The organism is Amycolatopsis keratiniphila subsp. keratiniphila (assembly GCF_001620365.2).
GTDB classification, from domain to species: domain Bacteria; phylum Actinomycetota; class Actinomycetes; order Mycobacteriales; family Pseudonocardiaceae; genus Amycolatopsis; species Amycolatopsis keratiniphila.
Genome location: NZ_LQMT02000004.1, coordinates 1 through 17562, shown reverse-complemented (window position 1 = coordinate 17562; position 17562 = coordinate 1). Strand labels below are relative to the sequence as shown.

The following is a 17562-nucleotide window of genomic DNA, read 5'->3' as shown; positions in this document are numbered from 1 at the left end:
TCAGCCCCAGTTGGGCACGACGAACACGAGCCAGGCGATCAGCGGCACGATGGCCACCACGAGCGCCCCGTAGACCAGAAGTTGTTTGAAGAACTTGTCGCGGTCGACGTCCTTCGCGTTGGCGAGGACGAGCGCACCGTTGGTGGAGAAGGGACTGACGTCCACCATCGTCGCCGAAACCGCGAGGGCGGCGATCATGCCGACCGGCCCGATCGTGCCCTGCGCCAGGAACGGGACGGCGAGCGGGATGAGCGCGCCCATCAGCCCGACCGAAGACGCGAACGCGGAGACGACACCGCCGATGTAGCAAAGGAGAAGCGCCGCGAGGAGCGGGATTCCCACGGTGGTGACCGCGTTGCCGACGTAGTCGATGGTGCCGATCTCCTTCAGCACCGCCACGTAGGTCAGCACGCCGCAGATCAGCAGCACCGTCGGCCAGGTGATCTCGGAGACCGCGGAACGGCTGGTCTTGGGCCACGCGACGCTCAGCAGGACGGCGACGGTGATCGCGGTCAGCCCGGGGTCGAGGTCGAACACCAGGGTCCCGACGACGAGCGCGACCAGCCCGGTCAGCGTCACGATCTTGGGGCCGTCCAAGGGAATGCGTTGTTCGTGCGGCAGCGGTTCCTCGTCGGTCCCGGCTCCGCCGGCGCCCGCCGTCACGAGCTGGCGGCGCCGCAGTTTGGTCCCGCCGAGGACGACGAAGAGGACGCCCGCGATGGCGAGGTTCATGCCCAGGCTCGCGAAGAACAGCACCACGGGGCTGCCGGCGATGTGGTTGCGTTCGACGATCCCGTTGACGATCGAGCCGTAGACGCTGATCGGCGAGAATCCGCCGCCTTGCGCGCCGTGCACCACCATCGCGCCCATGAGCAGCGGGCTGATCTTGTAGCGGGCGGCGAAACCGAGTGCGATCGGCGCGACGATCGCGCAGGCCGCCGGGCTCACCGCGCCGATCGCGGTCAGCGCGCCGGTGACCACGAACATCACCCACGGGATGAGCGCGATCCGGCCGCCGACCAGCCGGACGGCCGCGGCCACGAGCCAGTCGGTGGTGCCGTTGGCCCTGGCGATGGCGAACAGATAGGTGACCCCCACCAGCACCACGAAGATGTCGCCGGGGAAGCCGGCGAAGATGCCGTCGGTGTCCAGTCCACCGGCGAGGGTGCCGACGAGGAACGCGCCGGCGAAGGCGAGCGCCCCCATGTTGATCGAGCGGGTCGTGGCGAGCGCGAAGATCACCACGAGGACGAGGATCGAGATCAGCTGGGCGGACATGACCGTCCTCCTTGACGGCGGGAAGCCCCCTGGCGAGTGGCCGAGTGGACTAGTGGCTGAGCCACTTTCCCTGCGAGTGGCTCACCCTGTCAAGGGATGAGTGGTAAATTGGCTGAGCCACTTGTCCAGTCATGGGAGGGGACCGAGTGCCGGAGGCGTTGAGCCGGTTGAACCGGGCGAAGCTCTACGAGCAGGTCGTCGAGCGGATCAAGGCGCACGTCGAGGAGTCCGGCCTGCACGCGGGAGACAAGCTCCCCAGCGAACGCGATCTCGCCGAGCGGCTCGGGGTCAGCCGTGCGTCGATCAAGCAGGCGATCGTCGTGCTGGAAGTACAGGGGCTACTGGAGTCACGCCACGGTGGTGGCACCTACCTGCGGAACGATCACCTCGACGTCGAACCGGTCGACGAACTGGTCGCCCGCCGCAGCCGTCTTCCGGAAGTGCTCGAAGCACGGGAAGCGATGGAGACCAAGCTGGCGGAACTGGCCGCGCTGCGGCGAACCGACGAGGATCTAGCCGCCATCGACGCGGCGCTGGAGTTCATGAAATCCGAGATCGAGGACGGCGGACACGGCGCCGAAGGCGACCGCCGGTTCCACGAAGCGATCACCGCGGCCGCGAAGAACGCCCTTCTCGCCGAGTTCATGCGCTCGATCGACACGCAGATCGCGGAAAGCCGGAACGAGTCACTGCGGCAGCCCGGCAGGCCGTGGCGTTCGCTGAGCCAGCACCAGAGGATCGCCGAGGCCATCCGGGAAGGTGCGCCGAAGGCGGCGGCGACCGCGATGCGACAGCACGTCCAGACCGTCAGCAAGGTCCGGCTGCTGACCTGGGACCCGCAGGCCGACTAGCGCCTTGTCCTAGCGCACGAGCAGGCCTTTCGCGGCGATCTCCGTGGCCACGGTGAGCAGCCGGCGAAGCTGCTTTTCGTCACGCCGCAAGGCATCCGGCCGCCAGCCGAGACTGATGACGCCGTTCCACGCCGCCCACAGCACGGTGGCGGCCTCCTCGGCGTCGATGTCCCGTAAGTCGCCCGCCTCCGCGCCTTCCCGCAGGGCGCGCACGAGCCGCGCGTTCTGCTCGGCGACCGACCGGGCAAGCCGCTCGGCGAGTTCGTGGCCGGCCGCGTACCCGCCGGGCTCGCGCGGGAACGCCAGCATCCGGAAGTAGTCGGGGTTGGCCAGATAGAACGCCAGGTACTCGTCGGCCGCGGCGTAGATCTGCTCGATCGGCGTGCGGCCGGCGACATAGGCGCGGTCCATGTACTCGCGATCGGCCTGGAGCGCGCGCTCCACCACCGCCGCGTGCAGGCCCGCCTTCGAGCCGAAATGGTTGTAGAGCGAGCCGACCGCGACGTTCGCCCGCTCGGCGATCTCCTCGACGGTGACGTCGTCGACTGGGCGTTCTCGAAAGACCTCGTCCGCGGCGCGCAGGAGCGCGGCGATGGTCCGTTCCTTGCGCGGGTCCACCCAGTGAGCTTAGCGGTTCTTGTAACCGTTGCAAGAANNTTCTTGCAACGGTTACAAGAAAGGTGGCGGCCATGACGAACTGGGCGGGTACCGGCTGGCGCGATTCCCGGCTCGGCGCCGTCAAGGAGGTCGGACTCCCCTCGGGGACCGTGCGGTATCACGAGACCGGGACGGGGCCGGTGCTCGTCTTCGTCCACGGCTACCTGGTGAACGCGAATCTCTGGCGGGCGCTCGTCCCGCTGCTCTCCCCCGCTTTCCGTTGTGTCACCCCGGACTGGCCGCTCGGCGGGCACCTCGTCCCGATGCGGCGGGACGCCGACCTGACGCCGCCGGGGATGGCCGCCATGATCGCGCAGTTCCTCGAGGCGCTCGATCTGACCGACGTCACGCTGATCGGCAACGATTCCGGTGGTGCCTACAGCCAGATCACCGCCACGACGTACCCCGACCGGATCGCGCGTCTGGTCCTCAACAGCTGCGAAACCCCGGAGTGCTCCTGGCCGCCCGGCCCCGGTGGCTTCGGGCTCCTCAAGACGACCGCCGCCCATCCCGCGACCTATCGGGCGCTCTACCAGGCGCTGCGGATCCGCCGCACCTGGCGCTGGCGCAACACCTACGGCTGGCTGGCCAAGTACCCGATCGACGCGCGGGCCATGGAGAGCTTCATCGGCCCGGTGCTGACCGATCCGGCGATCCGGCACGACGGCCGCAAGGCCATCGGCAGCGTGTCCGCGCGGTACACCCGCGAGGCGGCGGCCCACCTCACCGACCGCTTCGCCAAGCCGATCTTGCTTGCCTGGGCCGCCGAGGACCGCGTGTTCCCACTCGCCCACGCCCGGCGGTTCGCCGAGCGGCTGGACGCGCCGCTGAAGACCATTTCCGGCAGCTACGCCTACACGGCAGAGGACCAACCGGCGAAGACGGCCGCCGTGATCACCGAATGGGCACGGCAACTTCCTTGAGGCCGGTCGTGAGCGGCGATTCGGGATCAATCGGGGGGTAAGGCAAAGGTGGCGTGTCGCGAAAGCCACTTTCGCAACGTTGAAGGTTGGGAAAGTGGCTTTCGCAACGTCAGCGGACTACCTCACCAGACACCCTGGACCGAACCAGCGACTTCGCGTGAGGAGGGACGACACACCCGCGGCCGGGTGCGCCACGAGACGTCCGCCTGGACACGCGTGTCGTCCATCTGATCACGCGTGTCGTCCGTCGGATCACGCGACACCGCCCGGCTGCGGGAACGCCACTCACCTCACGGCGACAAGACCTTGCCCAACCGCCGTAACCCTTCGGCGATCGTCTCCGGACCGTGCGCGGCGAACGACAGCCGCAACGCCGACCGGTCCGGCTCCCCCACCTGGAACGCCGAGCCCGGCACGAAAGCGACGTCGTGACGCAACGCCTCGGGGAGCAGCCGGTCCGTGTCCGCACCACTGGGCAGGGTGACCCAGACGAACATCCCGCCGTCCGGGTCGGTCCAGGTCGTTCCGGGCGGGGTGACCGCGGGCAGTTCGGCCATCATCGCGTCGCGGCGCACGCGGTAGGTCGCGCACAGCCGCCGCACGTGCGCGTCGAGATCCGCGGCGGCCAGATACTCGGCCGCGGCCGCCTGATCGATGGTCGAGGTGTGCAGATCGGTCGCCTGCTTGAGGATCGTGACCCGTCGCAGGAGCTCGCCCGGCGCCCGGAACCAGCCCAGCCGCATCCCCGGGGAGATCACCTTCGAGAAGGTGCCGAGGTAGATGGTGCGCCCGGCGAGTTCCGGACGGGACGACAGCGGTTCCTCGCGTTCGCCGCGATACCGGAGTTCGTGGTACGGGTCGTCCTCGACGAGCCAGAAACCGTGACGTGCGATAACTTCCGCGAGCGCACGCCGGCGCGCCGGGCTGACCGTGCGCCCGGACGGGTTCGAGAACGTCGGGACCAGATACAGCAGCGAAGGCCGTTCCCTGGCCGCGATCTCGTCCAGCGCCGCAGGGTCGATCCCATCCTCGTCACCGGGGACGGGCACGATGCGCGCCTCCGCGAGCTGGAAGCACTGCAGCGCCGAGAGATACACCGGTTCTTCCACCAGCACGGTGGCGCCGGGGTCGAGCAACGCGGTGCTCAGCAGTTGCAGGCCCTGCTGCGAACCCGTGGTGATCAGGAGATCGTCCACAGTGGTCGGGAGCCCGCGGCCGGACAGCCGCTGCGCGAGCAGCTCACGCAGCCGCGGATTCCCTTCAGTGGGCGAATACTGCAACGCGCGCTGGGCGTCCCCGTCCACGAGTGCCCGGTCGAAGGCGGCGCGGAGGCCGTCCACATCGAACAGTTCCGGCGCGGGTATGCCGCCGGCGAACGAGATCACGCCCGGACGGGCGGTGAGCGCGAGCAGATCGCGCACGGGAGAACTGGTGACACCGTCCATACGACGGGCAAGGGGAAGAGACATGGCAGCTCCTCGGGAGAAACGTGCGGCTCCAGTGCAGCAGCCGGGGATCTTCCCGCGCGAGCAAGCAACTACCGCCACGATAGCAGTTTCGCCTGTCCTAGGCTGTTGTTCGTGCCACTCGTGGAAATCACCTACACGCCCCATCTTCCCGAAACCACCCTGCGCGAACTCGGCTCGGTCCTGCCGCACCTCGTGTCCCTCGCGGTGGAATGCCCCGAAGAGCCCTACGACGGTGACCTCCAGCCGGGCGACGTGGAACTGCGCTTCCGCACCCCGGGTCCGTTCGACCGCTTCGGGCTCGACCTCCTCGTCGAAGTCCGGTCGAAGTGGTTCCCGAGCCGGGCGGACAACCGCCAGGAGCGGGTGGACCTGCTGCGCACGAGCATCGAGTCCGCGACCGGCATCGACGACGTCGGCGTGTATCTCGCACTGCCCGTCGCCGCTTGGTCGCAGTCGGACTAGCGCTCGCCGAACACGTGCCGCCGGACGAACGGGCTCCGGAACTTGCCGTCCGGGTCCAGTTCGGTGGCCAGCGCCCGGAAATCCGCCAGCTTCGGGTACTCCGCCGCCCGGTGGAAGAGCTTCCCCCAATGCGGCCGGACGTCGAACGGCGCCAGCCGGTCCTCCATCACGGGTAGCAGCGCCCGGACCGCGTCCTCGTCCGGAAGCCAGGTGAAGTGCAGTGCCACCCGGTCGCCGCCGTGGAACGGGCTGAGCCACAGCCCGTCTCCCGCGACCGTGCGGATCTCCGAGGTGAGCAGCACCGGTGCCAGCCGGTCCCCGATGGCGCGCATCGCCTCCATCGCCGCGACGGCGTGCCGGACGGGCACGAAGTACTCGGTCTGGAGTTCGTTCCCGATGCTGGGCGTGAAATCCAGGCGGAAATGCGGGATCCGTTCGTGCCACGGGCCCGGCTCCCCGAGCTGCCGCGTGCAGTTGTCCGGCGGGATGCCCGCCGCGTGGGCCGGATGCCGCGGCCCGTCCGCCGCCTTCGCGCCGAAGAAGTCCGCGTCCGGTCGCCCCGGTCCCTTGATCCAGACCTGGTCGATTTCGTCGCGGGCCCAGTTCGTGAAGAGGCTGACGCTGTACCCCGCGTCCTGGATCTCGTCGAAATGCTCGTACACCGACTCCCAGGGCAGGCCGTCGAACACGTCCTGGCGGAGGTCGAAGGACGGCACCAGGTCGAGGGTCAGCCGCGTCACCACACCCAGCGCGCCGAGCCCGACCACGACCCCGTCGTGGCGGCTGTACGTCTTCACCTCACCGTCCGCGGTGACGAGCTCCAACCCGGACACGGCCGACGCGAGGCTCTGGTTACGCCGCCCCGAACCGTGGGTCGCCGTCGCGACGGTGCCCGCCACGGTGCAATGAGGCAGCGAAGCGAGGTTGGCCAACGCGAAACCGGCCGCGTACACCTGGACCGCGATGTCGCCGTAGCGGGCCGCCGCGGGCACCGTGACCGTCGCCGATTCCGGGTCGAGGACGACCTCGGTGCCGAGCGCGGACAAGTCGAGCAGGACACCACCCGGGCAGTCCGCGATGTCGTTGAAACAGTGCCTGCTGCCGAGAGCCTTGACCTCAGCCGCTCGGGCGACCGCTTCTTGTACTTCGTCGAGGTCGCGCGGGTGAACGATCCGCTCCGCGGTGAAGGTCCGATTGCCTGCCCAGTTCGTCTCGCGCACCAGGCCCAGCCTAGATTGCCGAGGTCGGCTCCACCCTGAGGAGGTCCACGCTGACCGGCATTCCCGGCGAGCTTTTGTCCATCGCTCTCCTGCTGATCGTCCTCGCCTTCGCGGTGATCCGGCCACGCGGCCTCCCGGAGGCGGTCGCCGCCGTCCCCGCCGCCGGGATCGTGCTGGCGTCCGGGGCGATCTCGTTCCCCGACGCCCTCGACGAGGTCACCAGGCTCGCGCCGGTCGTCGGTTTCCTCGCCGCGGTCCTTGTCCTCGCCAAACTGTGCGACGACGAAGGACTGTTCCAAGCAGCGGGAACGCTCATGGCACGGTTCAGCCGGGGAAAGCCGCGACGGCTGCTGCCCGCGGTGTTCGCGGTCGCGGCGGCGGTCACCGTGGTGCTCAGCCTGGACGCCACCGTCGTGCTGCTGACCCCCGTCGTGTTCGCCACCGCCGCGCGGATGGGCGCACGGGCCAAACCGCACGCCTACGCCTGCACGCATCTCGCGAACTCGGCCTCGCTTCTGCTGCCGGTGTCGAATCTGACCAATCTGCTCGCCGTCGCCGCGACCGGGATCTCGTTCCTGCGGTTCACCGCGCTGATGACCTTGCCCTGGCTAGCGGCGGTCCTCACCGAATACGTCGTGTTCCGCCGGTTCTTCGCCGCCGACCTGGCGGCCCGGCCGCGTGGCGGGAAGGTGGTCGCCGCCGGGAAGGTCCCGGCGTTCGTCCTGGTCGTGCTCGGCCTGACGCTGGCCGGTTTCGTGATCACCTCGCTGATGGACGTCAGTCCCGCGTGGGCCGCGTTCGCCGGAGCCGCCGTCCTGGCCTGCCGCGCCCTCGCGCAGCGGCGGACCTCCCCCGCCGCGATCGTCCGCTCGGCGAGCATCCCCTTCGTCGCTTTCGTGCTCGCACTGGCGATCGTGGTCCGCGCCGTGGTCGACAACGGACTGGACGAGGCTCTCGGCCACTTGGTGCCGACGTCGACCTCGTTCCTCGCCCTGCTCGGCGCCGCCGCGGTGGCCGCCGTGCTCGCCAACCTGATCAACAACCTGCCCGCGGTGCTCGTGCTGCTTCCGCTGGCCACCGCGGGCGGGACACCGGTGGTGCTGGCCGTGCTGATCGGGGTCAACCTCGGCCCGAACCTGACCTATGTCGGTTCGCTGGCCACGCTGTTGTGGCGGCGGATCCTGCACCGGCACGACACCCGGCCCGATCTGGGCGAGTTCACCCGGCTCGGCCTGCTGACCGTTCCGGCGTCCATCGTGCTCGCCGTCGCCGGCCTGTGGCTCGGGCTCGCGCTGACTTCCACTCAGTGAGAACATGCGCGAATGCCCGGCAATCTGTCCACCCCCGGTGCCAGTGTCGTCTCGCGGGCGTTCGCGCTGCTCGGCGCCTTCGACGTCGACCATCGCGAGCTGTCGCTGACCGAACTCGCGAGCCGCGCCGGCCTGCCCCTACCCACGGTGCACCGGCTCGCCCGAGATCTCGTCGGCCTGGGCGCACTGGAGCGGCGCGAAGATCGGTACGCCGTCGGCAGGCGACTATGGGACCTCGGGCTGCTCGCGCCCGTCCAGTTCGAACTGCGGCAGGTCGCCGCTCCGTTCCTCCAGGACCTCTACGGCGCGACCGGCGCCACCGTGCATCTCGGCGAACGCGACGGTGACCAGGTGCTCTACCTCGACCGGCTGTCCGGGAACGCGTCCGTGCCGGTCGTCAGCCGGATCGGCGGGCGGCTGCCACTGCACGCCACCGGGGTCGGGAAGGTCCTGTTGGCCTGGGCACCGGAGGACGTCCAGCGTCGGGTGCTCGCCTCGCTCACCCGCGTCACGCCGTACACCATCACCCAGCCCGGGCGCCTGCGCGAGCAGTTGCGGCGCGCCCGCCGGGAGGGCTACGCGCAGACCGTCGAGGAGATGAGCCGCGGCGCCTGCTCGGTCGCCGTCCCGATCCGGCCGTCCGGTGGGGACGTCGTCGCGGCACTCGGCCTGGTCGTCCCGGATCTGAGCCGGGGCCGGGCGCGGCTGATCTCCGCGCTCCAGGTCGCGGCCGCCGGGATCGGCCGGAGCCTGCGAGTTTCACTGAGTGAAAGCGAGCGCTAGGCGTTCGGCGGTCACGCGACCAGACTCCGGTCATGCGTACCCCAGTCGCCATCGTCGGCGCCGGCCCGGCCGGACTCCTCCTGTCGCATCTGCTCGATCTTGCGGGGGTCGAGTCGGTACTCGTGGAGACCCGCTCACGTGACTACGTCGAGGCGCGGATCCGGGCAGGCATCCTCGAACAGTCCACAGTGGACCTGCTCCGGGATACCGGTCTCGGCGACCGGCTCGACCGCGAGGGCGACGAGCACCGCGGTATCTACCTGCAGTGGCCGGAGGAGCGGCACCATCTCGACTTCGTGGACCTGGTCGGGCGAAGCGTCACCGTGTACGGCCAGACCGAGGTGACGAAGGATCTCGGCAAGGCGCGTGCGGCGGCCGGGCAACAGATCCACTACGAGGTCACCGGCACCGCCGTGCACGACATCGAGACCGACCGGCCCTACATCACCTTCACCGACGCGGACGGCGTACAGCAGCGGCTGGATGCCGACGTCGTCGTCGGCTGCGACGGCTCCTTCGGGCCTTGCCGCACCGCGATCCCCGACGCCGCTAAGCAGACGTGGGAGCGCACCTATCCGTACTCGTGGCTCGGTGTCCTCGCCGACGTCGCCCCGTCGACCGACGAGCTCATCTACGCGTGGCATCCCGACGGTTTCGCCATGCACTCGATGCGCTCCGCCACCGTCAGCCGGCTGTACCTGCAGGTGCCCAACGGCACCGACATCGGCACCTGGTCCGACGAGCGGATCTGGGAGGCGCTCGCGACCCGGCTCGGCCACGGCCAGGACGGCTGGACCCTCACTCCGGGGCCGATCACCGACAAGAGTGTGCTGCCCATGCGCAGTTTCGTGCAGCAGCCCATGCGGCACGGCCGCCTCTTCCTCGCCGGCGACGCCGCCCACATCGTGCCGCCCACCGGCGCCAAGGGCCTCAACCTCGCCGTCGCCGACGTCGCCCTCCTGGCCCCCGCGCTGGCCGCTTTGGTGCGGGACAAGGACTTCACGCTCGCCGACGCCTACTCCGACACCGCGCTGCGCAGGGTCTGGCGGTGTACGCATTTCTCGTGGTGGATGACGACGATGCTGCACCGCTCGGACGACCCGTTCGACCGGCAGTTGCAGCTTTCGCAGCTGCAGTGGCTGGCACGGAGCGAGGCGGGCCGGGCCGGGCTCGCGGAGAACTACGCGGGACTGCCCATCGGGTTCTGACCACACGCGGGGCCGTCACCGCATAGGATCCCTCGACGTGGCCGGACGTCCGGCGGAGAGCTGTGGAAGGCAGGCATGTCCCCCTTATCGTTCGCGAGCATCGAGACCATCCCCCTGGTACTGCAACTCGCGGTGGGCCTACTCGGCCTGATCGTCTCGGTCAAAGGACGTGCCCGGGGAGTCTCCGGCCTGATGGTGGCCGCTTTCGCGATCATGCTCGCCACGACGGTGATGGCCATCGTGTGGCAGTTCCTGGCGTTGAACGTGCCGGACTGGAGCGAGTCGGGCAACCTGTCCATCGAATCCATCCGCTGGATCTACCTCGCGGTGGGCATGGTGTTCGACATCGCCTCGCTGCTCTCGTGGCTGCTGGTCGCGATCGCGGTCGTCAAGAGTGGTCGTTCTTCGCGGCAGCAGCAGGGCTTCGCGCCGCCGGCCGGCTACCCGATGACGGCCCAGCCGGGCTACCCGCCCGCGCAGCCGGGCTACGCCCCACAGGTTCAGCAGCCCACGCCTCCGGCGCAGCAGCCTCCGCAGCCGCCGAGCTGAGCGGGCTGACCGGCCCCGAGTGTCCACAAGGGACATCTCATGCCGATCGAGTACCCGATCGATGTCCAGATGCCCGGTTCTGCGCTGGGTCGTGAGTGATAATGAGGGTTGGAACCACCCAAATCACTCACGACCCCCGCGCAAAGTGGTCAAATCGGGTATTTCTGCTCAAACATTGCCCCTTGACGTGACGTGAAGCCGCAACAGGTCTTCGACTCCCTCGAGGAAGGTTTCACAGACCGGCGCGGGATCGGTCAGGCAACCGGTCGCCATCGCGCCGTCCCGCAGCAGGACGAAGCGCCGGGCCGCGACCTCGGCCCGCGCGTTTCCCAAGTGGGCCAGCACGTCGGTGACCACTCCCGCGAACCAGTGGCGATGGGTGAGGACGGCTTTGTGCACGGGATGCTCCGGGTCCGGATACTCCGACGCGGCGTTGAGAAAGGCGCAACCGCGGAACCCGGGTGACCGGATGCCCTCCGTGATGTTCGCGGCGATCGCCCGCAGCGTGTCGGGCGCCGGGGCTCCCTTGGCGATGATGGCGTCGAGGTCCCCACGGATCGACTGGTCGGCTTCCTGCAGGTAGTAGACGATCAGATCGTCCTTGCCCGGGAAATGCCGGTAGAGGGTCGCGCGGGTCACCTTCGCCTCGGCGACGATCCGATCGATGCCCACGGCGTGGATGCCCTCCGTGTAGAAGAGCCTCGTCGCCGTGGTGAGCAACCTTGTGCGCGCTTCGGAAGCTTGACCTTTGACCATTACGGCCATCTTACGGGATAGAACGTTCGGTCTTGACGCTGCCGCACAGCACTGCCAAAGTCGCAGTAGACCGAACGTTCTCCTCACCACTTCAAGGAGCTCCCGTGAGCAGCCAGACCGCCACCCTCCGGCGCTTGTACTTCGTTCGTTTCGGCTTCGCCCTCGTGTGGGCGGGCCTGCTGTTCACGAGCGCGTCGAAGCTCGGGCCGGTCAGTGTCGCGCTGCTCGTGCTGTACCCGCTGTTCGACGTGGTCGCCGCCGTCATCGACCTTCGTTCGTCAAAGGACGTAACAGGCCTGTACGTGAACATCGCGATCAGCGCGATCGCCGGAATCGGCCTCGCGTTCGCCGCCGCGTCCGGCATCCCGGCGGTGCTGCGCGTGTGGGGTGCTTGGGCGGTCGTGTCGGGCCTCGTCCAGCTCGCCGTCGGCATCGGCCGCCGCAAGCTGGGCGGCCAGTGGGCGATGATCGCCAGCGGGGGCATCTCGACCCTCGCCGGCACCGCTTTCGTCCTGCAAGCCACGCAGCCGGACGCGTCACTGCGCAACCTGGCCGGATACGCCGTGCTCGGCGGGATCTTCTTCCTCGTCTCAGCGCTCCGCCTCGGCCGGCACGCCCAGCTCAGCGCGCGAGGCTGAGGCGCCGCTCCCGATGCGCGGTCATGTACACCGGCGTGTTCACGACCCCGTACCCGCCGATCCGTTGCACCACCTCGAAAAAGACCCGGGACCCGACCAGCTCGGTGCAGAAGTGCAGGAATTCGCCGTGCTCGTCACGGTCGTACAGCACCGAGTTCTCCCGCAGCTCCGCGACGGCAAGAGCGCCGTCGCAAGCGAGCGCGATGTGTTGCGGCGAAGGCACTCCCGGAGCCCACTCCCCTCGCCTCACCAGTGCGCTGTCCAGCGTCAGCCGGACGTTGCCCTCACCGACCGCCCGGCTGCGCACGAGCCCGAACGGCGCCGCGAACTCCGCCACCGGTTCGGGCCGCAGGCCCAGCACCGAACGGTAGAACAGCGTCGCTTCGTCGAAATGGTCGAAAGGCTGGGTCAAGGCGACGTGGTCGATGCCGGTGATCCCCGCCCCGGACGGCGCCGCCCCGGCCGGCACGAAGTCCCGGAGCCATTCATCGCCGCCGCAGAAGAAGATCTCGGTGCCGTCCGGCGCGGCGACGGCGGAAAGGTCCGCCTCGCCGGGGCCGTGCTCGCGGGGCAGCACGGGGGCGAGCAACGTTTCCGCACGCCGCGGATCCCTGTTGCCGCAGCTGGACCGGTTTCGAGCGATGTGTCCCGACGTGCGCGAAACCGAGGTCCGCGAAGGCGTGCCCGCCCAGCCGAGGAGCCTCGGGAACCTCAAGCACGCCAACGGATTCACGTAAGGCCACCAGCGATCGCATGGCGTCGACGGCCGCCGGCCGCGGGTCCGCCTGCCGGAAGACGTCGTTGAAAACCTCCAACGGCGGCGGGAAGCCGAACGCGGCGCCCAGCCCGGTGGCGCGCTCGATTTCCTGATATACCGCGCTCGCCGCCCGGTTGCGGGCGGCGAGCGCGGAGCTCACACCGTGACGTCGGTCGAGTCCGGTGTGGACTTGCCGCGGGATCGCAGGCCCAGCAACAGGTCGATCACCAGGAACGCCAGCAGGCTGATCCCGAGCAGCGGCACGAACCAGCCGATCGCGGCGGCCAGGACGAGGAGACCCACCAGCAGCCAGGGCGGCGCCTTACGCCACTGACCGCGCGGGATGGGCCGCCCGAAGGTCAGCCCGGTCGCCCTGGTCGGCCTGCGTCGCCACCACATCCGGTAGCCGAGCACGACCAGCGTGACCAGACCGGCGCCGAGTACGAGCAGTACGAGCTGGTTGGGCCAGCCGAACAGCACGCCCATATGCGCGTCGATCCCCCAGCGGGCGAGCTTCGCCATCAGCGGGTAGTCGGCGAACCGCACCTCGCCCAGGATCTGCCCGGTGGTCCCGTCGACCGCGACGGCGTCGACCTGCGTCGGCCAGCCACGCTCGATTTCCGCCACCTGCCAAGGAGCACCGGGTTTCGTGGGCAGCCCGATCTCCACCGAGGCGGCGTCGATCCCGGCCGCGCGGGCGGAGGCCAGCATCGCGTCCACGCTCTCGGGCTTCGCGGGAGCCGGTGCGGCGGGGGCTTCGCCGTGACCCGCGTGTCCGGCATGCTCGTCGCCGCCGGTCACCTTCAACGCCGGGGTCTCCCAGCCGAGGGATTCGCGCAGCGCTGAGACGTTCTCGCCCGCGTACGCCGACCACGTCAGCCCTGTCGCGGAGAGGAACAACGCACCGAGCAGCACCCACAGGCCGACGGAACCGTGACGGCGCACCGACTTCCCGCGCGCGGACTCCGTCTTCTCGGCCCGGCGGGCACGACGGCGGCTCACCCACAGCACGAGTCCGCCGAGCGCGACCGCCCACAGCCAGGACGCGGCGAGTTCGCTGTAGAGCCGCCCCGGCTCACCTAGCAGCAGGTTGCGGTGCAACTGGTCGAGCGTGGTCCGGAAGGGCAAGGCGCCACTCGAGCCGTACGCGACGAGGTCCCCGCGCACCTGCGCGGTGGCCGGATCGACGAACACCGCGCGCCGTTCGGATTCGCCGAGCCCTTCCTCGGCGAACAGCACACGAGTCGTGTCGCCTGGTTCGGGAGCGGGCCGGACGGCGACCAGGTCGCCGCCGGGATGGGCCGCTTGAGCCGCCTTGACCTGATCCGCGAGTGAAGCCTGGTTCAGCCCGACGGGGGCGCGAAGCTGGTCGGAGTAGATCCAGGACTCCATCTGCGGCGTCGCCGCATAGAGAACGCCGCTGAGCGCGGCGATGAGGATGAACGGTCCGACGAGAACGCCGGCGTAGAAGTGGAAGCGGAGGGACAGCCCGCGCCAGCCGGTCGCGCGCGGTGGGCTCGTGGTCGATTCGATTCGCGTTGCCATGGGGGAACTCCTGAGGCGTCGATGGGGAGGCGTGCGCCTGCGCCGCGCGCCGGGGTGGTCACGGCACGCGTGCTGAGCCCTGCCGCGACACGGGTCTCGGCAGGGTTTCGGGGATCAGGCGGACGTCACCGGCGGGCCGCGCCGCGAGAGCACGTCTCGCAGGAGCGCCTCGGTCGCGGGGAACTCCACCGCGAGCGGGACGTGGATCCGCAGCGGCGCGGTCGCCGGCCGCGGGGTCAACCGCCGGGGAAGGACCGAAGCGATGAGCGTCGTGAGCGCGTACATGACGTGCTCGGCGCCCGCGAGCACCATCGCCACCACCAAGGTCGCGGCGGCGTGCCCGGCCGCCATCGCCAGGCCGTTGCCCGGGGATTCGGCGTGATGGGCGTGCGACTGCCAGGTCAGGAAGGTCAGGCAGGCGTGCATCGCCAGTTGCCCGCCCGCCACCAGGCCGAGGATCGCGAGCGGGCCGCGGCGGCGTCCGGCGAACGCGTACGCCACCCAGCTCAGCAGGGCGACGAGCAGCACGACGACCCCGAGATCCGGGACGCGGCCGCTGGTCCCGGCGTGGGCGCCGGTCGCCAAAGTGCCGGTCAGGACCCCCACGGCCCCGCCGCGGAGGCGCCGGGCCGGGCCTCGGGGCGGGGTCGGCGTGCGCACGGGAGGCAGAGTAGAGCGCGAACGGGTCCGTTGTCTCTCCTTGATATCGTCGGCCCGGTGCTCCGCAGCCTGTCGTTCCTCCGGCTCTGGACCGGGAACACCGCCTCCGGGCTGGCGACCTGGGCCCTGCCGTTCATCCTCGGGCTGGCGGTGCTGCAACGATCGCTTCCGGCTGTGGACCTCGGCATCGTGCTCGCCGCGCGGACGGCGGGATTCCTCGTGGCCGTCCCGGTGGCCGGTGTACTGGCCGACCGGCATTCCCGTCGCGGGGTCGTGCTCTGGGCAGGTCTCATCGCCGGTCTCGCCACTCCGCTGATCGCCACCGGGATGGGCCGATCGGTCCTGCTGATGGCCACCGCTGCCGCCGCCGTCGGCGTCGGGCAGGGTGCGTGCCGCCCGGCGTTCCAGGCGCTGACGGCCGAGGTGATCGCCGAAGACCGGCGCCAGCAGGCCAACGCCGCGATGACCCTCGCCGTCCGGGTCACGACCTTGGTCGCACCGGGGCTCACCGCCCTGCTCTCCCAGTTCGCCTCGACGTCGGCCCTGGTGATCGGGACCGGCGTGCTGTGGCTGGGCGCGGCGCTGATCCCGCCCCGAGGCACTTTCACCCCCGCCCCGGCCGCCGCCGGAACCCGCTTCTTCGGCGAGTTCGCCGACGGTCTCCGCGAAGCCCGCCGCCATCCGTGGTTCCTGGCCGGGCTCGGCGCGCTGACCGCCGTCGTCGCCACCGGCTATTCCGCCACCGGTGTGGTGCTGCCGCTGGTCAGCCGCGACCGCTACGACAGCGAAACGGTACTGGCCGCCGGGCTCACCGCGTACACGCTCGGCGCGCTCGCGGGCGCCGTCGTCATCGCGCGCTGGCGCCCGAAGCGGCAAGGCTGGACGGCGCTGGCGGGGCTCGGCTGCTACGGTTTCGCGCCACTGAGCCTGCTGTTCCCGGTGCACCCGGCGTTCGTCGTCGCCGCCTACACCGTCGCCGGGCTGGGCATCGAACTGTTCAACGTCCCCTGGTTCACCGCGACCCAGCGGGAGGTCGAACCGGGGAAGCTCGCCCGGGTGTCCTCTTTGGACTTCCTGTTCTCCTACGGCCTCGCACCCGCCGGGCTCGCGCTCATCGCGCCCGCGATCGACCGGTTCGGGGCGGCGCCGGTGCTGGCGGCGTGCGCGGTCGTCTGCTTCGCCGCTCCGGCGGCCGCCGCCCTCGTTCCTTCTTCGCGGGACTTCCGGGCAACCGCACCGATCAAGAGTGTCTAGTTCTTGCGCTCGCTTGCGGTAATGTTTCACGCATGACGCGTCGTCTTGCCGAAGTCGCCCGCAAGGTCGGGGTCAGTGAAGCCACGGTCAGCCGGGTACTCAACGGCCGGTCCGGGGTCTCCGCGAGCACCCGGGCCGCCGTCCTCACCGCGCTGGACGTGATGGGCTACGAACGGCCGACCCAGCTGCGCGGGGATCGCGCCCGCCTGGTCGGACTGGTCCTTCCCGAACTCCAGAACCCCATCTTCCCCGCACTGGCCGAAATCATGGGCAACGCACTCGCCCAGCAGGGATTCACCCCGGTGCTGTGCACCCGCACCGCGGGCGGCGTCTCCGAAGCGGAGTACGTCGAACTGCTCTTGCAGCAACAGGTCTCCGGGGTCGTGTTCGCCGGCGGGCTGTACGCCCAGGCCGACGCGGTGCACTCCCACTACCACCATCTCGCCGAGCGCCGCCTGCCGACGGTGCTGATCAACGCCGCCGTCGACCATCTCGGGCTGCCGCAGATCTCGTGCGACGACGCGGTCGCCGTCGAGCAGGTCGTCGGGCATCTGAGCTCGCTCGGCCACGAGAAGATCGGCCTCGTCCTCGGCCCGAACGACCACGTGCCCTCGCAGCGCAAACTCGAGGCCTTCCGCGCCTATGCGGGCAAACTCGGCCTCCCGGTCCTGGACGAACTCGTCGAACACGGCATGTTCTCCATCGAAGGCGGGCACGCGGCCGCGGCCCGGCTGTACCCGCGCGGCGCGACGGCCGTCCTGTGCGCCAGCGACCTCCTGGCCCTGGGCGCGATCCGCGCGGCCCGGCGGCAAGGGCTGTCCGTCCCCGAAGACGTCTCGGTGGTCGGCTACGACGATTCCGCCCTGATGAACTGCACCGATCCGCCGCTCACCACCACCCGCCAGCCGATCGAGGCGATGGGCCGGGCCGTGGTCGAACTGCTGGTCAAACGCATAAACGGCGGCGAGGTGGCGGCCGAGGAACTCCTGTTCGCGCCCGAACTCGTCGTCCGAGGCTCGACCGCCCGGCGCGTTTAGCCACCCCGACGAAGGCCACTCGAGACGGACACGGGGCGAAGGACGCTTTCCGCTCGTGCGATGCGGGGAAAGCGTCCTTCGCCCCAGGCCGGACCCCGTGTGCCGGAAGCCGTATCACGCGTGCCTGGAGCCGTATCACGCGTGCTTCGGGACGGATCTGAGTGTTACGCCTCCAAGCACGCGAGTGGAGTTGCCCCCGGATGGC

The 17562-nt window shown here is 69.9% G+C and carries 17 protein-coding genes and 1 pseudogene; 10 read left to right on the top strand and 8 right to left on the bottom strand.

All coding sequences use genetic code 11. From position 1 onward, the window contains the following. Positions 1-1278, bottom strand: coding sequence for an SLC13 family permease (locus tag AVR91_RS01870; protein ID WP_063273839.1), 1278 nt, complete (start codon positions 1276-1278; stop codon positions 1-3). Positions 1279-1424: 146 nt separating this feature from the next. Here AVR91_RS01870 and AVR91_RS01865 point away from each other — a divergent pair, with 146 nt between their 5' ends. Next, positions 1425-2129 carry a FadR/GntR family transcriptional regulator gene (locus tag AVR91_RS01865; RefSeq protein ID WP_063273838.1) on the top strand — a complete coding sequence of 235 codons (705 nt, stop codon included), beginning with the start codon at positions 1425-1427 and terminating at the stop codon, positions 2127-2129. A 9-nt stretch (positions 2130-2138) separates the two neighbouring features. Here AVR91_RS01865 and AVR91_RS01860 read toward each other — a convergent pair whose 3' ends face one another. Continuing rightward, positions 2139-2747: a TetR/AcrR family transcriptional regulator gene (locus AVR91_RS01860; RefSeq protein WP_063273837.1), complete on the bottom strand. Its 609-nt coding sequence runs from the start codon at positions 2745-2747 to the stop codon at positions 2139-2141. A gap of 71 nt (positions 2748-2818) precedes the next feature. Between AVR91_RS01860 and AVR91_RS01855 the strand changes: the two genes are divergently transcribed. Next, positions 2819-3709: an alpha/beta fold hydrolase gene (locus tag AVR91_RS01855; protein ID WP_063273836.1), complete on the top strand. Its 891-nt coding sequence runs from the start codon at positions 2819-2821 to the stop codon at positions 3707-3709. A 290-nt stretch (positions 3710-3999) separates the two neighbouring features. Here the strand turns inward: AVR91_RS01855 and AVR91_RS01850 are convergent, their stop codons facing one another. After that, positions 4000-5178 carry an aminotransferase-like domain-containing protein gene (locus AVR91_RS01850; protein ID WP_228709102.1) on the bottom strand — a complete coding sequence of 393 codons (1179 nt, stop codon included), beginning with the start codon at positions 5176-5178 and terminating at the stop codon, positions 4000-4002. A gap of 111 nt (positions 5179-5289) precedes the next feature. Between AVR91_RS01850 and AVR91_RS01845 the strand changes: the two genes are divergently transcribed. Continuing rightward, positions 5290-5640: a hypothetical protein gene (locus tag AVR91_RS01845; RefSeq protein WP_063273857.1), complete on the top strand. Its 351-nt coding sequence runs from the start codon at positions 5290-5292 to the stop codon at positions 5638-5640. Here the strand turns inward: AVR91_RS01845 and AVR91_RS01840 are convergent. Beyond that, positions 5637-6860: an FAD-binding protein gene (locus AVR91_RS01840; RefSeq protein WP_063273834.1), complete on the bottom strand. Its 1224-nt coding sequence runs from the start codon at positions 6858-6860 to the stop codon at positions 5637-5639. The genes AVR91_RS01845 and AVR91_RS01840 overlap by 4 nt on opposite strands. Positions 6861-6934: 74 nt before the next feature. Between AVR91_RS01840 and AVR91_RS01835 the strand changes: the two genes are divergently transcribed. The 4 genes from AVR91_RS01835 to AVR91_RS01820 all read left to right on the top strand — a co-directional run bounded on the left by AVR91_RS01835 (position 6935) and on the right by AVR91_RS01820 (position 10710). Further along, positions 6935-8170 carry an SLC13 family permease gene (locus tag AVR91_RS01835; protein WP_211282610.1) on the top strand — a complete coding sequence of 412 codons (1236 nt, stop codon included), beginning with the start codon at positions 6935-6937 and terminating at the stop codon, positions 8168-8170. Positions 8171-8182: 12 nt separating this feature from the next. Beyond that, positions 8183-8953, top strand: coding sequence for an IclR family transcriptional regulator (locus tag AVR91_RS01830; protein ID WP_063273832.1), 771 nt, complete (start codon positions 8183-8185; stop codon positions 8951-8953). A 32-nt stretch (positions 8954-8985) separates the two neighbouring features. Next, positions 8986-10161, top strand: a complete 1176-nt coding sequence (locus AVR91_RS01825; RefSeq protein WP_063273831.1) for a 4-hydroxybenzoate 3-monooxygenase — start codon at positions 8986-8988, stop codon at positions 10159-10161. 75 nt (positions 10162-10236) lie between these two features. Further along, complete coding sequence (locus AVR91_RS01820) at positions 10237-10710, top strand: hypothetical protein (RefSeq protein WP_063273830.1); 474 nt, start codon at positions 10237-10239, stop codon at positions 10708-10710. Between the two features lie 168 nt (positions 10711-10878). Here AVR91_RS01820 and AVR91_RS01815 read toward each other — a convergent pair whose 3' ends face one another. Continuing rightward, a complete protein-coding gene (locus AVR91_RS01815; protein ID WP_063273829.1) occupies positions 10879-11466 on the bottom strand; it encodes a TetR/AcrR family transcriptional regulator in 588 nt (195 codons plus the stop codon). A 104-nt stretch (positions 11467-11570) separates the two neighbouring features. On the opposite strand from AVR91_RS01815, the gene AVR91_RS01810 reads away from it, so the two are divergent. Further along, positions 11571-12104 carry a hypothetical protein gene (locus AVR91_RS01810; protein WP_063273828.1) on the top strand — a complete coding sequence of 178 codons (534 nt, stop codon included), beginning with the start codon at positions 11571-11573 and terminating at the stop codon, positions 12102-12104. On the opposite strand, the pseudogene AVR91_RS01805 reads toward AVR91_RS01810, so the two are convergent. The 3 genes and pseudogenes from AVR91_RS01805 to AVR91_RS01795 form a co-directional block, all read right to left on the bottom strand. Then, positions 12088-12949, bottom strand: a pseudogene (locus AVR91_RS01805) (sugar phosphate isomerase/epimerase and 4-hydroxyphenylpyruvate domain-containing protein); the annotation flags it as partial. The gene AVR91_RS01810 and the pseudogene AVR91_RS01805 overlap by 17 nt on opposite strands. A 68-nt stretch (positions 12950-13017) precedes the next feature. Next, on the bottom strand, positions 13018-14406 hold the full coding sequence (locus AVR91_RS01800) for a PepSY-associated TM helix domain-containing protein (protein ID WP_063273827.1): 1389 nt from the start codon (positions 14404-14406) through the stop codon (positions 13018-13020). Positions 14407-14520: 114 nt separating this feature from the next. After that, complete coding sequence (locus AVR91_RS01795; protein WP_228708294.1) at positions 14521-15066, bottom strand: hypothetical protein; 546 nt, start codon at positions 15064-15066, stop codon at positions 14521-14523. A gap of 57 nt (positions 15067-15123) precedes the next feature. On the opposite strand from AVR91_RS01795, the gene AVR91_RS01790 reads away from it, so the two are divergent. Further along, positions 15124-16320: an MFS transporter gene (locus tag AVR91_RS01790; protein ID WP_083737319.1), complete on the top strand. Its 1197-nt coding sequence runs from the start codon at positions 15124-15126 to the stop codon at positions 16318-16320. A gap of 32 nt (positions 16321-16352) precedes the next feature. Beyond that, positions 16353-17357: a LacI family DNA-binding transcriptional regulator gene (locus AVR91_RS01785; RefSeq protein ID WP_063273824.1), complete on the top strand. Its 1005-nt coding sequence runs from the start codon at positions 16353-16355 to the stop codon at positions 17355-17357. Positions 17358-17562 lie beyond the last annotated feature (205 nt).